The organism is Micromonospora solifontis (assembly GCF_003725545.1).
In the GTDB taxonomy this organism is placed as follows: Bacteria; Actinomycetota; Actinomycetes; order Mycobacteriales; family Micromonosporaceae; genus Micromonospora; species Micromonospora solifontis.
In genome coordinates, this window is record NZ_RJLN01000110.1 from 1 (window position 1) to 14,186 (window position 14,186).

A 14,186-nucleotide genomic window follows, 5' to 3' on the forward strand; every position below is an offset into this window, starting at 1 on the left:
CCCGGCGGCGGAGAGCCACCAGGCGGCGTGCGGTCGCCCCCGGCCCCGCGCGCCGTCCGGGCGGCGGGGTTCGCCTTCCCTCCGCCGGGGGCGCAGGGTACGCAGCGCGGCGGCGCCGGCGCCGAGCAGCGCCACCATGGGCACGATCCACAGCAGCAGCGCCGGGCCGCGCGGGGGCGGCTGCGCCAGCACGTCCTCGCCGTACCGGTCGACGAACCACCGGCGGACCTCCTGCGGGCTGCGGCCCTGGGCCACCTGGTCGGCGATCACCTGCCGCATCGACGCGGCGATCGGGGACCGCGAGTCGGCCACCGACTCGCCCTGGCAGGCGGGGCAGCGGAGCCCGGCGGCGATCGCGGCGGCTGGGTCGGTCGGGCCGGCCGACCCCCGGACCAGCCCGGCGACCGCCAGCGCGACCAGCGCCGCCAGGCCCAGCGCGACGAACAGCCGCCGGGTCACGCCGCCGCCAGCAGCGGGGACAGGTGTTCCCGCAGCCACTGCCCGGTGACCACGCCCGGCTGGTGGGCCACGATCCGCCCGTCGCGGTCGACCACGAAGGTCTCCGGTACGCCCCGGACGCCCCACTCGACCGCCCGGGTGCCGTCCGGGTCGGGCAGCACCGTCAGATCGTCGGCGTGCGCCTGCGCCAGCAGGGCGCGCACCGCGTCCGGGCCGTCGCGCAGGTTCAGTCCGACCACCCGCAGTCCCTGCGGCGACCACTGCCGGGCGGTCTCCACCAGCATAGGGAGTTCGTCGCGGCAGGGTCCGCACCACGACGCGAAGACGTTGACCACGACCACGTGCCCGCGTGCCGCCGCCAGGTCGAACCGCTCACCGGTGAGGGTGGTGCCGGCCAGCGCCGGTGCGGCCCGCGGCTGCTGACCCGCCGTGCCGGAGCCGGAGCGGACGCCGGTGGCGAGGGTGATCCCGAGGCCGACGGTCAGCAGCAGGAGCACGGCCGGGGTCGGTCTGATCCGCCGCCACCAGGACCGGCCGGCCCGCCGGCTCACGCCGGAGCTCCGGCGGCGACCGGTGCCCGCCGCCCGGCCGGTGCCGCGGGGCGTTTCCGTCGGGCCCGCGCCGCGTCGGTCAGCGCGAGCAGGCCACCGGCGGTGCCGACCGCGCCGCCGGCCCAGATGAGCCCGACCAGCGGGTTCACCGCCAGGCGTACCGTCGCGCCGCCACCGTCGCCGGCCACGGCGATCAGGGTGAGGTAGACGTCGCGGCGGGGGCCGCCGTCGATCGCCGGCACGGTGACGGCGGTGTCCCGCGCCGGGTCGTAGCGCAGCGCCGGGGCGGCGGTGCCGGTGCTGCCGCCCGCGGACACCGCCAGCCGTGCCCGCACTGTCATCCGGCCGCCCGGCGTGCCGCGCTGCACGGACACCAACCGCGCCGACACGTCGGCCACCCGCAGCGTCTCGCCCACCCGCAGGGTCCGCTCGTCGGCCCGCCCGTACGCGGAGGAGGCCGCGACGCCCACGGCGACCAGGGCGAGTCCGGCGTGCCCCAGCACCCCGGCCCAGCGTCGTGGACGGGTGGTGAGCAGGCCGGTGAGGACGAAGGCGGCCGCCCCGAACGCGGTGAGCGCCGCGGGTCCGGGCCGGCTGGACAGGCCGACGGCGGCCACGGTGGCCAGCGCCGCGGCGCCGGGCAGGGCCAGCCGGCGCAGCGCGCCGGACCGGTCCCGTACGCGCAGCGCGGGGGCGACCCCGGCCAGCAGGAGCAGCACCACGGCCAGCGGGATCGCGGTGCGCTGGTAGTAGGCGGTGCCGACGCTGGCCCGGCTGCCCGTGAGTGGCTCGCTGAGCAGCGGCTGCACGGTGCCGATGAGCACCACGGCGGCGATGGTGACCAGCAGGACGGCGTTGCCCAGCACGGCGGTACGCCGGGACCACACCGGACCGGCGCCGCGGGCCGACGCCGGTTGCCGGCGACCGGTGAGGACGGTGGCGGCCAGCACGGCGAGCAGGACGAAGCCGAGCAGCAGTGGCCCCAGCGGCGAGTCGGTGAACGCGTGCACGCTCGCCACGGCGCCGGAGCGGGTCAGGAACGTGCCGAGCAGCACCAGCAGGAAGCCGGCGCAGGCCAGGACGCTGTTCCAGCGCTCCCGCCCCCGGCCGCCGGCCAGGCTGGTGTGCAGCAGGGCGGTGGTGGTAAGCCAGGGCAGCAGGGAGGCGTTCTCCACCGGGTCCCAGGCCCAGTAGCCGCCCCAGCCGAGGACCGCGTACGACCACCAGGCGCCCAGCACGATGCCGGCGGTGAGCGTGCACCAGGCCACCAGCGCCCAGGGCCGCGCCCGCCGGATCCAGTCCCGGCCGGGCGCCCCGGCCAGCGGGGCGGCCAGGGCCAGGGCGAACGGCACCACCGTGCCGAGGTAGCCGGCGTACAGCAGCGGTGGGTGCACGCCCATCGCGGGGTGCTGTTGCAGCAGCGGGTTCGGCCCCGGCCCGTCCAGCGGCACCGGGTCCACGGTGCGGAACGGGTTGGCGGCGAAGGTGGACAGCGCGAAGAAGAGCGTGGTCGCGACGCTGACCACCACCATCGCGTACGCGCGCAGCCGGTCCGGTCGGCCCCGCGCGAGCAGGGCGCCGTACCCGCCGAGGACCAGGAGCCAGAGCAACAGCGACCCGTCCATCGCCGACCAGAGGCTGGTGATCGTGTAGTAGGCGGGCACGTGCCGGCCGCCGTTCTCGGCGACGAACCGCACGCTGAAGTCATGCCCCAGCAGCGCCGCCTCCAGCGTGACGCAGCCACCGGCGGCGGCGAGCAGCGCGCCGAGCGAGGCCAGCCGGGCGGTACGGGCCGGCGCGCCGAGCAGGGCCACCCGCAGCCAGAGCAGCGCGGCGAGCGGAGCGGCGAGCAGTCCGGCGGCGAGGGTGCCGGTGCCGAGGTCACCGAGCATCGGACGGTTCCGGGTGGGCGGGGGAGGAGGGGCGGTACTCGTTGCCGTGGCGTACCAGCACCTGGTCGGCGTCGAACACCCCGTCGGTGCCCAGGCGTCCCTCGACGACCGCGTCCTCGCCCTCCCGGAACGTCTCCGGTGGCACGCCGTGCTGCCGCACGGTCACCTGCCGGCCGGCGTCGGCCAGCCGGAACACCACGAGGTCGCCGTCGTGGCGCAGCGAGCCGGGGACCACCTCGCCGCCGAGGCGGACGCGCTGCCGGGCGGCCGCCGGGTCGGTGAGCACCTCACCCGGCGTGCGGTAGTAGGTGAGGGTGTCGCGCAGGACGCTGGTGACCAGCAGCCCGCCGCCGGCGAGCAGCACCGCGACCAGCGCGAGGCGTCCGGGCCGGCGGATCATCTCACAGGCGCCGGGCTGCGCCGCCCGGTGCCGGTCCCCGTCGTCGGCGCCTCGCCGGTCGCCGCGACCCGGCGCTCCAGCCGGAGCACCCGATGCGCCAGGGCGAGCAGCGCGACGGTGCTCGCCGCCGCCACCGCGAGCAGCAGCGCGAGCGCCATCCGCGGGTCGATCGGTGGCCGTTCGGGGGCGAGAATGGTGGCCTGCTGGTGCAGCGAGCGCCACCAGAGCACCGAGAAGTGGACCACGGGGACGAGCAGGAAGCCGGCGATGCCGGCGACGGCCGCCGGACGAGAGATCCGCCGGTCGCCGCCGTCGGGTCCGCCGGTGCGTTCGGCGAGCGCCCGGCGCAGGGCCAGATAACCGGTGTACGCCAGCAGCAGCAGCGCGGTGCTGACCAGCCGGGGATCCCAGGCCCACCAGGTGCCCCAGACCAGGTGCCCCCACAGCGAGCCGGTGCCGATGGCCACGGCGGTGAGCACGACGCCGATCTCGGCGCCGGCCCGCGCGACGCGGTCCCAGCGCAGGTCCCCGTTGATCAGGTGGGCGACGCTGGCGGCCAGGACGGCGGCGAACGCCAGGTAGGCCACCCAGGCGGCGGGCACATGCAGGTACATCAGGCGCTGTGCCTGCCCCTGCGCCGCGTCGGCCGGCGCGAGGAGCGCGCCGGTGAACCCGGCCGCGGTGGCGAGCCCGGCGGCGATCCAGGCCGTCGTGCGGCGCGCGTGGGCTCCCCGTGGATTGTCGGCGGTCAGGTCCACGGTGGTGGTTGGCATGATCTTCCTGTCCGCGCCCGTCGGCGCTTGCCCGCTGTCTCCCGAGCACCGACTCTAAACGGACCAAAGCCGGCAACAACGATATTTCGGTAAGAGCCGGCATATACCTCGGTAATCGCTAGGGTCGATGCCGGTGGACACGAGACGTGACGTGAGGACGCGCTCCGGACCGGGGCGCCGGCGCCGGCAGGTGCTCCCGGCCGTGGTGCTGGGCGGCGCGCTGGCCCTGACCGGCTGCTCCTCCGGGGCGCCGTCCGCGCTGGACCCGGCCGGTTCCGGCGCGGGTCGGGTCGCCAACCTGTGGTGGCTGCTGTTCTGGCTCTCCATGGCCGTGTTCGCCGAGGTCATGGCGGTGCTGGCCTGGGCGCTGCTGGTCCGCCGCCGCCCCGGCACCCGGGTCCGGCACGGGCAGCCGCTGCGGTTCGTCACCGTCGCCGGCGCCGGCATACCGCTGGTCATCCTGGTGACCGTCTACGCCGTCGGCCTGCGCGACCTCGCCGCACTCGGCGACGACCCGGGTCCGCGCGCCCCCACCATCGAGGTCACCGGCCACAAGTGGTGGTGGGAGGTACGGGTGCAGGGCGTCGACGGCGCCACCGCCAACGAGCTGCACATCCCGGTGGGGGAGAAGGTGCGCGTCCGGCTGCGCGCCGCCGACGTGCTGCACAGCTTCTGGGTGCCGCAACTGATGCCCAAGACCGACCTGATCGCCGGCGAGGTACGCGAAACCTGGCTGCACGCCGACCGGGCCGGCAGCTACCGGGGCCAGTGCGCGGAGTACTGCGGCACCCAGCACGCCCACATGGCCTTCCTGGTGGTCGCCGAACCCCGCAAGGACTTCGACGCCTGGGTGGCCCGGCTCGCCGCACCGGCCCCCGCCCCGCGGACCGACGCCCAACGCCGCGGCCAGGAGGCGTTCGTGCAGGGCACCTGCGCCGGCTGCCACGCCATCCGGGGGACCGGCGCGGGCGGCCGGATCGGACCGGACCTGTCCGACGTCGGCTCCCGCTGGAGCATCGGGGCCGGGGCGGTGCCCAACGACGGCGGCCACCTCGGCGGCTGGATCGCCAACTCGCAGACGGTCAAGCCGGGCAACTACATGCCGCCGCAGCCGGTGGACGCCGGCCGGTTGCCGGACCTGATCGCGTACCTGCAGTCGCTGAAGTGAGCGGAGGGAGGTAAGGATGTCCACGACCGCGGCGGCGCCGGCGCCCGGCGCCAGTCGGGAGGACCTGGCCGCGCTGGAGGAGCGTTGGGGGGAACGACCCTCGCTGCGCTCCTGGTTCGGCACCGTCGACCACAAGCGGATCGGCCGGCGCTACCTCGTCACCGCCGGGTTCTTCTTCATCCTCGCCGGCCTGAGCGCGCTGGCCATGCGTACCCAGCTGGCCCGCCCGGAGTCCCGGCTGCTCTCCCCACAGGAGTACAACCAGCTGTTCACCATGCACGGCACGGCGATGATCTTCCTGTTCGCCACCCCGATGCTGTTCGGGTTCGGCAACTTCCTGGTCCCGCTGATGATCGGCTCCCGGGACATGGCGTTCCCGAAGCTCAACGCGCTCGGCTACTGGGTGTTCCTGTTCGCCGGGCTGTTCATGTGGGCCAGCCTGCCGTTCGGCGCCGCGCCCAACGGCGGCTGGTTCGCCTACGTGCCGCTGACCGAGCGCACCAACACGCCCGGCCTGCACATGGACGTCTACAGCCTGGGCCTGCTCTTCCTCGGCATCGCCACCACCGCCGGCTCGATCAACTTCATCGTCACCGCGCTCAAGCTGCGCGCGCCCGGCATGTCGCTGAACCGGGTGCCGCTGTTCGTCTGGGCGATCGTGGCCACCGCCTTCATGGTGATCTTCGCGTTGCCGGCGCTGAACCTCGACAACGCCATGCTCTTCCTCGACCGCCGCTTCGGCACCCACTTCTTCGACCCGGGCGCCGCCGGCAACGTGCTGCTCTGGCAGCACCTGTTCTGGATCTTCGGGCATCCCGACGTCTACATCATCGTCATGCCGGCCCTGGGCATCGTCTCGGCGGTGCTGCCCGCGTTCACCCGGCGCGGCGTGGTCGGCTACCCGCTCATCGTGTTCGCCATCGTCGCCATCTCGATCATCTCGTTCGGCGTCTGGGTGCACCACATGTTCGCCACCGGCCTGCCCCGGCTGTCGTACAGCTTCTTCAGCGCGGCCAGCACCATCATCACCATCCCGTCGGGGATCCAGATCTTCGCCTGGCTGGCCACCATGGCGCTCGGCCGCGTGGTGCTCAAGGTGCCGATGCTGTTCCTGATCGGGTTCGTCGTGACCTTCGTGCTCGGCGGGTTCACCGGGACGATGTTCGCGCTGACCGCCTTCGACCAGCAGGTCACCGACTCCTACTTCGTCGTGGCCCACTTCCACTACGTCCTCATCGGCGGGGCGGTGTTCCCGATGCTCGCCGGCATCTACTACTGGCTGCCCAAGATCACCGGGCGGATGTACCACGAAGGGCTCGGCCGGTGGGCGTTCTGGCTGGTCTTCGCCGGCATGCACGTGACGTTCTTCCCGATGCACCTGTACGGGTTGTTCGGCATGCCCCGGCGGGTCTACACCTACCGCAGCGAACCGGGCTGGGACGGCTGGAACCTGGTCAGCACCGCCGGGTCGTACCTGCTCGCGATCGGGCTGCTGCTGGTCCTGATCGGCGTGCTGCACGCGATCCGGCGCGGGCGGCCGGCGCCGCCGGACCCGTGGGGCGCGGACAGTCTGGAGTGGTCCACCGACTCGCCGCCGAAGCCGTACAACTTCCCGGTCCTGCCCCGGGTGCACAGCCTGCACCCGACGTGGGACGAGGCGAGCCGGGAGTCCATGGGCGCCGGCGCCACCAGGGACCGGATCCTGGCCGACGGGCGCCGGACGCTGCTGACCAGCGAGCTGGACGGCAGCCGCGAGCGGGTGGTGGAGATGCCGGAAGCCTCCCTGCAACCGCTGGTGCTCGCCCTGGCGATGCTGGTCTTCTTCACCGCGATGCTCGTCGCCTGGTATCCGGTCGCCGCCGTCGCGGCGGTCGCCGTGGCGGCCACCATCGCCGTCTGGCTCTGGCCACCCCGGCGGCCGGAGCGGGAACTCGGGGTGCAGCCATGAGTGTGCGGGCGGCCACCGGGACGGAGGCGCTGACCACGGAACTGCCGGTGGGCCGGTCGACCGGCTGGTGGGGAATGGTGATGTTCGTGGTCACCGAGGCGACCCTGTTCGCCTGCCTGCTCGGCAGCTACTTCTACCTGCGCTTCCAGTACGGCGGCCCGTGGCCACCGGACGGCATCAGCAAGCCCAAGCTGCTGGTCCCGCTGGTGATGACGGCGGTGCTGCTGCCCAGCAGCCTGCCCGTGGTCTGGGCCGAGCGGGGCATCCGCCAGGGCCAGCGCTGGCGGCTGCGCGCCGGGCTGGCCGCGACCCTCGTCCTCGGCGTCACCTTCCTGGCCCTGCAGGCCAGCGAGTACGCCGAGAAGCTGCGCGAGTTCACCATGACCACCGACGCGTACGGGTCGCTGTTCTACCTGATCACCGGGTTCCACGGCCTGCACGTACTGGTCGGGCTGACCATGATCGGCTGGCTGCTCGCCGCGTCCCTGCGCGGCGGCAGCTTCGGCGCGCACCGCCACGAGCGGGTCCGCAACGCCGCCATCTACTGGCACTTCGTCGACCTCGTGTGGGCGGCGATCCTGTTCACCGTCTACCTGTCGCCGAGGCTGTGATGAGCACCCACCCCGGCCCCCGCGCCCGCCTCACCGGCGGACTGCTCTTCTGGTACGCGGTGCTCGGCGGTGCGATCGCCTGGGCGGTGCACCTGCTCGCCGTGTGGGGCGTGGACGAGCTGACCTGCGCCGGCGGTCGGGAGCGGATCGGGGCGCTGCCGCTGCGGGCGGTCATCGGAGCCGCGGTGGTGCTGCCCGCCCTGGCCACCGTCGGCGCCCTGCTGGCGGCCGCGCTCGTCTGGCGGCGCACGTCGCACCCGCCCGAGGGGGTCGACGAGCGGCCGGTGGGCCGTGGCCGGATGGCTGCCGTGGTGGCCATCTGGTCCAACCTGCTGTTCCTGACCATCATCGTGCTGGGCGGCATCGCCCTGCTGGTGCTGCCGCCATGCCTGCGTTGAGCGCGACCGGCGCCCCCGCCGGCGACGACGTGACCGCCGGGCTGCTCGCCATGCTGCTCGCCGCCGCGCTGGCCCTGCTCGCCGCCGGCTACGGCCGGGGCGTCCACGAGCTGTGGGCCCGCCGGGGACTCGGCCGCGTCCTGCCCGGCTGGCGGGTGGCCGCCTTCGGCGCCGGCCTGCTCTGCGTGCTCGCGGCCCAGGACGGGCCGCTCGCGGCGGCCGCCGAACGGTCCCTCGCCGGACACATGACCCAGCACATGCTGCTGCTGCTCGGCGCCGGCCCGCTGCTCGCCGCCGGGGCCGCCGGCCTGCCGCTCACCCTCGCCTGCCCGCCGACGCCACGCCGCTGGCTGGCCCGGCTCCGCGCCGCCGGACCGGTCCGCTGGCTCCGGCGTCCGGCCGTGCTGGCGCTCACCGCCGGCGGGATCCACGCGGCGGTGCTCTGGTTCTGGCACCTGCCCACGCCGTACGCCGCCGCCGAACGGCAGCCCGTCGCGCACGCGGTCGAGCACGCCTGCTTCCTCGGCTCCGCCTGGTTGCTGTGGGCGCCGCTGGTCGGCGCGCCCCGGCACCGGCTGCCCGTACCGGCCGGCATGTTGCTGCTGGTCGGCACCATGCTGCCGGCCTCCGCGCTCGGGGCGGTGCTCACCTTCGCGCCCCGGCCCGTCTACCCGGCGGCCGTCCTCGGGCCCGACCCGCTCGCCGACCAGCAGCTGGCCGGGCTGCTGATGTGGGGGCCGATGGACGTCGCCGTGCTCGCCGCCACCCTGACGGCGTTCCTGCGCTGGCTGCTGGGCCTGCAACGGCAGCGCCCCGAGCGGGTGACGCCACCCGAGTCCGCCCGCCCGGCGGTGGCCGGCGGCGGCAGAGTCGTGCCATGAGCCGCCGCACCGCCGACCGCTGGTTGCTGCTGGTGGCGCTGCCGCCGCTGCTCGCCCTGCCCGGTTGCGCGCGCACCAACCCCCCACCACCGCCGGAGGTACGCGCCGGCCGCCCCGACCGGGGCGCCGCGCTCATCGCCCAGTACGGCTGCGGCTCCTGCCACACCATCCCGGGCGTCGACCGGGCCAACGGCCTCGTCGGTCCGCCGCTGACCCGGTTCGGCTCCCGCTCGTACATCGCCGGAAAGCTGGTGAACAACGCCGACAACCTGCAGCACTGGATCACCGACCCGCAGGCGGTCGAGCCCGGCAACGCGATGCCGAACCTGGGCGTGAAACCGATCGACGCCCAGGACATCGCCGCCTACCTGTACACCCTGGACTGAGTCGTGGGCGTACGGACGTACCGGTCGACGCGCCGGTGGTGGCACCCGGGACGGACGGTCGTACTCGGCGCGGCCCTCGCCCTGGCGGCCGGTCCCGCGGCCCTCGCCGCGCCCGTGGCGCCGACGCCGTCCGGCTCCGCCGCGCCCGCTCCGAACGGCACGGCGAGCACCGGCGCCCGGGGGGAGGAACTGTTCCGGCAGAACTGCGCCAGCTGCCACGGCCAGCAGGGACAGGGCAGCCAGCGCGGCCCGTCGCTGGTCGGCGTCGGGCCCGCCTCGGCGGACTTCCAGCTCTCCACCGGGCGGATGCCGATCGCCGGCGAGATCCCGCAGCCGCGCCGCGGCGAGCCGGTCTTCTCCGCCGAGGAGATCGCCGCCCTGGTCGACCACGTCGCCAGCTTCGGCGGCGGCCCGCAGATCCCCCGGGTGCAGCCCGGCAGCCTCACCGCCGGCCGGGCGCTGTACGCCGCGAACTGCGCCCCGTGCCACGGCGCCGCCGGCACCGGCGCGCCCCTGACCAACGGCTGGATCGCGCCGCCGCTGTACGACGCGACCCCGGTGCAGGTCGCCGAGGCGATCCGGGTCGGTCCCGGGCTCATGCCGGTCTTCCCGAGCCAGGTGCTGACCGACGAGCAGGTGAACGACCTGACCACCTACGTGCGGCGACTGCGTGCCGAACACCTGGACCGGGGCGGCAACCCGCTGGGCCGGCTGGGGCCGCTGGCCGAAGGCCTCGTCGCCTGGATCGTCGCCCTCGGGCTGCTCGTCGCGGCGGCCCGCTGGCTGGGCCAGAGGGCGGGCGAATGAGCCGGCGCGCACGGGTGCCGGCCGCGCCGCCCGGAGTGAACGGCCGGATCATCCTGTCCTTCCTGACCAGCGCGGCCGGCGCGATCGGCTTCGCGGTCAGCTACGGTCTCGGCGGCCAGACCCAGTGGGAAGGGGGGTGCCTGGCGGTGGCCTTCGCCGGGCTGGCGACCGGCCTGGCGATCTGGGGACGCCGGCTGGTGCCGACCGGCGGCTACGTCGAGGAGCACGAGGGTTTCACCCCGCCCCCGGCCGAGCAGGCGTTGACCGCGGCGGTGCTCACCGCGCCGGACAGCCCGATCCGCCGGCGTGGCCTGCTCGCCGCGCTGGGGCTCGCGCTGACCGCGCTCGGCGTCGCCGCGTTGTTCCCGCTCCGCTCGCTGCTGCCCGGGGACCGCACAAGCCCGGTGCGGGCACGCCGGGACACCCCGTGGGGGCCGGGCGTGCGGCTGCTGACCGCCGCGGGGCGACCGCTGCGCCCGGCGGACGTGCCGGCCGGCACGGTGGTCGGGGTGTTTCCCGAGGGCGGCACCGGCGCCGGCGACGCGCCCGCCTTCGCGGTGCGGCTGCGGCCCGAGCGGTTCACCCGCCCGCCGTCGGCCGGCCACCTCGACGGACTGGTCGTCTACTCCCTGCTCTGCACCCACGCCGGCTGCCCGGTGCGGCTCTACCTCAAGGGCGCTGGCCGGATGCTCTGCCCCTGCCACCAGTCCTCCTTCGACCTGCTCGCCGACGCCGCTCCGGTCGCCGGGCCCGCCGCCCGGCCGCTGCCCGGCCTGCCCATCGAGCTCGGCCCGGACGGCTACCTGCGCGCCCGCGGCGATTTCACCGCCCCGCCCGGCGCCGGCTTCTGGAGCCGGCGATGATCCTCGACCGGCTGGCCCGCGCGGTGGACGACCGGCTGCGGCTCTCCCCGCTGACCCGCAAGGCGCTGGCGAAGGTGTTTCCGGACCACTGGTCGTTCATGCTCGGCGAGATCGCCCTCTACTCCTTCGTCGCGCTCATCCTCACCGGCGTCTACCTGACCCTGTTCTTCGACGCCAGCTCCGCCGACCGCGTCTACCACGGCGCGTACGCCCCGCTGGACGGCACCACCACCTCCGCCGCGTACGCCTCGACGGTGCGGCTGAGCTGGGACGTCCGGGCCGGGCTGCTGATCCGGCAGACCCACCACTGGTCAGCCCTGATCTTCGTCGCGGCGATCCTGGTGCACCTGGTGCGGATCTTCTTCACCGGCGCGTTCCGCAAGCCCCGGGAGCTGAACTGGCTGGTCGGCGTGACCATGCTCCTGCTGGCCCTGGCCAACGGCTTCACCGGCTACTCCATGCCCGACGACCTGCTCTCCGGCCTCGGCCTGCGGATCATCGTGTCGGTGGTGGAGTCGGTCCCGCTGGTCGGTTCGTGGCTGGTCGCCCTCGGCCTCGGCGGCGAGTTCCCCTCGGACGAGATGATCCCCCGGCTGTTCGTCACCCATGTGCTGCTGGTGCCCGCGGTGCTGGTCGCCCTCGTCTCGGTGCACCTGGCCATGGTCGTCCGGCAGAAGCACAGCCAGTTTCCGGGCCCGGGGCGCACCGAGCACAACGTCGTCGGCGCCCGGTTCTACCCCAACTACACGCTGCGCTCGGTGGCGCTGTTCCTCTGGGTGCTGGCCGTGCTGTTCGCCCTCGGCGGACTGGTCCAGATCAACCCGGTCTGGCTCTACGGGCCGTTCGCCCCGGCCCAGTCCACCTCACCGGCGCAGCCCGACTGGTACGTCGCCTGGGGCGACGGGGCGCTGCGACTGTTCCCGCCGTGGGAGATTCACATCGCCGGTCACCTGGTGCCGGCGCCGTTCTTCCCCGGCGTGGTGCTCGGCGGCGTCACCTTCCTCGCCCTGTACGCCTGGCCGTTTCTCGAGCGGTGGTGCGGCGGCGACCGCCGCGCGCACCAGCTGCTCGACCGGCCCCGCGACCACCCGGTCCGGATGGGCGTGGGCGTGATGGCCCTGACCTTCTTCGCGGTGCTGGTCGTCACGGCCGGCGACGACATCCTCGCCCGGCTGCTCCGGGTGCCGGTGTACGACCTGCTCAACCTGCTGCGCGTGTTGGTGCTCGTGCTGCCGGTGCTCGCCGGGGCGCTGGCCTTCCTGTTGGCCCGGGCGCTGCGTCGCGGCGACGCGGCCCGACTCGGCGAACTGACCCGGGCCGACCTGCGGGCCGCGCGGCAGCCGGCGGACCGGGGCGACGCCGAGGCAGCGGCCGACGAGCCGGAACTGCCGGCGCCGGACCGCCCGGGGGAGCGGGTCGAGCTGTGGCCCGACGGGGACGTGTGGCGCTGGCGCTACCGGGACGAGCCGGCCGGCGTCGCGATCCTGAGCAACCGCGCCGTCCTTACCGAGCAGGAGGCCGCCGAGTCGGCCCGGCTCGCCTACCCGGGGGTCGACCACGTGCTGGTGCCCGGACCGCCGCCGCCCCCGCTGCCGGGCCGGGTCCGCACCGCGCTGCGCCGGTGGGGCAACCGGGCGCTGGGCGTCTCGCTGCTGGTGGCGGCGCTGCGGCAGCGACGCGACCGGCGGCGGGGCGGGCACGGGGACGGGCCGGACCGGCGGTGAACGCCGTCACCGCGCTGATCGGACCCCTCGACTGGCTGGGCTGGGTGGCCCTGAAGGCGTTCCTGCTGTACGTCACCGCGGTGATCGGGCTGCGCGCCGGCGGTCGCCGGAGCCTGGCCGAGCTGTCCGCGTACGACTTCGTGGCGGCCGTGGCGGTCGGTGCGATCGTCGGACGGCTGCCGAGCGCTCGCGATGCGAGCTACCTGTCCGGGGTGGCGACCCTGCTCGCCATCCTGGCCGGCCACGCCCTGATCACCTGGGTACGGCTGCGCCCCGCGGGCAGACGGTTGATCGAGAAAGGGCCGGTGGTGGTCGTCTCCCAGGGCCGGGTGCTCACCGGGAACCTGCACCGCTCGGGCTTGACCCGGACCGACCTCGACGGCCTGCTGCGGGAACACGGCGTGGCCGACGCCGCCGTGGTGCACCTGGCCGTGCTGGAGGGCCGGGGGCGCCTGTCGGTGCTGCGCCGGGAGGAGTGCGGGTGACCGCTCAGGCGGGCGTCCGGAGATTGCCCGGGCCGATGGGTTTGCGGCCTTGGCGGCCGGGTAGCCGCCAACCTGTCCGTCCTTGTCCGCTGTGTCCCAGTGCCGGGTTCGGCGATGGTCGGTGCTGCCGACAGTGGCGAACCGACCGGGGAGGTCGGACGAACCCCGGTACGAGGAGGACGACATGCGAAGGACAACGGGCGAGAGCCCGGCCCGACGGCCGGCGGCGGCGGTGATCACGGCCGGCCGGAACACCACGACCAGCGGCCGACTCGGTGGATCCGCGGCCCGCGACGAGACCGACCCGTCATGACCGAGATCCTGCTTCCCGAGCCGGTCCTGCGGCCGCCCGAACCGGCGCACCACGTCGACCTCGCGGCGCTCGCCGCCGAGCTGAGCGCGGCGGTCGACGGTGAGGTCCGCTTCGACGCCGGCTCCCGCGCCGCATACTCCACCGACGCCTCCAACTACCGGCAGATCCCGCTCGGCGTGGTGGTGCCGCGGACGGTGGAGGCGGCGGTGGCCGCCATCGCGGTCTGCCGCCGCCACCGCGCGCCGCTGACCTCCCGTGGCGGCGGCACCAGCCTGGCCGGCGAGTGCACCAACACCGCCGTGGTGCTGGACTGGTCGAAGTACTGCCACCGGCTGCTCGAGGTCGACGAGCAGGCGCGCACCTGCCTCGTCGAACCCGGCATCGTCCTCGACCAGCTCAACGCGCAGCTCAAACCCACCGGGCTGGAGTTCGGCCCGCGGCCGGCCACCCACAACCACTGCACCCTCGGCGGGATGCTCGGCAACAACTCCTGCGGCGCCACCGCCCAACGCACCGGCAAGACCGTC

The 14,186-nt window shown here is 74.9% G+C and carries 16 protein-coding genes; 11 read left to right on the forward strand and 5 right to left on the reverse strand.

Annotation, left to right across the window (positions count from 1 at the left end; all coding sequences use genetic code 11):
- The 5 genes from EFE23_RS24870 to ccsA form a co-directional block, all read right to left on the reverse strand.
- Positions 1–459 (reverse strand): cytochrome c-type biogenesis protein (locus EFE23_RS24870; RefSeq protein ID WP_158675918.1); only part of this gene is annotated, 459 nt, incomplete at its 3' end.
- Entirely contained in the window at positions 456–1,010 is a 555-nt protein-coding gene (locus EFE23_RS24875; protein ID WP_158675919.1) for a TlpA family protein disulfide reductase, read from the reverse strand. The genes EFE23_RS24875 and EFE23_RS24870, both read right to left, overlap by 4 nt.
- Positions 1,007–2,902 carry a heme lyase CcmF/NrfE family subunit gene (locus EFE23_RS24880; protein WP_123243341.1) on the reverse strand — a complete coding sequence of 632 codons (1,896 nt, stop codon included), beginning with the start codon at positions 2,900–2,902 and terminating at the stop codon, positions 1,007–1,009. The genes EFE23_RS24875 and EFE23_RS24880 overlap by 4 nt, the downstream gene beginning before the upstream one ends.
- Positions 2,892–3,302 carry a cytochrome c maturation protein CcmE gene (locus tag EFE23_RS24885; protein WP_123243342.1) on the reverse strand — a complete coding sequence of 137 codons (411 nt, stop codon included), beginning with the start codon at positions 3,300–3,302 and terminating at the stop codon, positions 2,892–2,894. Before EFE23_RS24885 ends, EFE23_RS24880 begins: the two co-directional genes overlap by 11 nt.
- A complete protein-coding gene (gene ccsA, locus EFE23_RS24890; protein WP_123243343.1) occupies positions 3,299–4,075 on the reverse strand; it encodes a cytochrome c biogenesis protein CcsA in 777 nt (258 codons plus the stop codon). Before ccsA ends, EFE23_RS24885 begins: the two co-directional genes overlap by 4 nt.
- A 151-nt stretch (positions 4,076–4,226) precedes the next feature.
- Between ccsA and EFE23_RS24895 the strand changes: the two genes are divergently transcribed.
- From EFE23_RS24895 to EFE23_RS24940, 11 genes are all read left to right on the forward strand, one after another.
- On the forward strand, positions 4,227–5,243 hold the full coding sequence (locus EFE23_RS24895) for a cytochrome c oxidase subunit II (RefSeq protein ID WP_199737219.1): 1,017 nt from the start codon (positions 4,227–4,229) through the stop codon (positions 5,241–5,243).
- Positions 5,244–5,259: 16 nt separating this feature from the next.
- Positions 5,260–7,191: a cytochrome c oxidase subunit I gene (gene ctaD, locus EFE23_RS24900; protein ID WP_199737220.1), complete on the forward strand. Its 1,932-nt coding sequence runs from the start codon at positions 5,260–5,262 to the stop codon at positions 7,189–7,191.
- Positions 7,188–7,802: a cytochrome c oxidase subunit 3 gene (locus EFE23_RS28645; RefSeq protein ID WP_199737221.1), complete on the forward strand. Its 615-nt coding sequence runs from the start codon at positions 7,188–7,190 to the stop codon at positions 7,800–7,802. The genes ctaD and EFE23_RS28645 overlap by 4 nt, the downstream gene beginning before the upstream one ends.
- Positions 7,802–8,200 carry a hypothetical protein gene (locus EFE23_RS24905; RefSeq protein WP_123243345.1) on the forward strand — a complete coding sequence of 133 codons (399 nt, stop codon included), beginning with the start codon at positions 7,802–7,804 and terminating at the stop codon, positions 8,198–8,200. The genes EFE23_RS28645 and EFE23_RS24905 overlap by 1 nt, the downstream gene beginning before the upstream one ends.
- Positions 8,188–9,081: a cytochrome c oxidase assembly protein gene (locus EFE23_RS24910; RefSeq protein ID WP_123243346.1), complete on the forward strand. Its 894-nt coding sequence runs from the start codon at positions 8,188–8,190 to the stop codon at positions 9,079–9,081. Before EFE23_RS24905 ends, EFE23_RS24910 begins: the two co-directional genes overlap by 13 nt.
- Positions 9,078–9,467, forward strand: a complete 390-nt coding sequence (locus EFE23_RS24915; RefSeq protein ID WP_123243347.1) for a c-type cytochrome — start codon at positions 9,078–9,080, stop codon at positions 9,465–9,467. The genes EFE23_RS24910 and EFE23_RS24915 overlap by 4 nt, the downstream gene beginning before the upstream one ends.
- A gap of 3 nt (positions 9,468–9,470) precedes the next feature.
- Entirely contained in the window at positions 9,471–10,274 is an 804-nt protein-coding gene (gene qcrC, locus EFE23_RS24920) for a cytochrome bc1 complex diheme cytochrome c subunit (protein ID WP_123243348.1), read from the forward strand.
- Entirely contained in the window at positions 10,271–11,137 is an 867-nt protein-coding gene (locus EFE23_RS24925; RefSeq protein ID WP_148058524.1) for a QcrA and Rieske domain-containing protein, read from the forward strand. Before qcrC ends, EFE23_RS24925 begins: the two co-directional genes overlap by 4 nt.
- Positions 11,134–12,861 (forward strand): cytochrome bc1 complex cytochrome b subunit, encoded by a 1,728-nt coding sequence (gene qcrB / locus EFE23_RS24930; protein ID WP_123243350.1) that lies wholly within the window; start codon positions 11,134–11,136, stop codon positions 12,859–12,861. The genes EFE23_RS24925 and qcrB overlap by 4 nt, the downstream gene beginning before the upstream one ends.
- On the forward strand, positions 12,858–13,346 hold the full coding sequence (locus EFE23_RS24935; protein WP_123243351.1) for a DUF421 domain-containing protein: 489 nt from the start codon (positions 12,858–12,860) through the stop codon (positions 13,344–13,346). Before qcrB ends, EFE23_RS24935 begins: the two co-directional genes overlap by 4 nt.
- Before the next feature lie 309 nt (positions 13,347–13,655).
- Positions 13,656–14,186: FAD-binding oxidoreductase (locus EFE23_RS24940; RefSeq protein WP_148058525.1), on the forward strand; the 531-nt coding region annotated here is incomplete at its 3' end.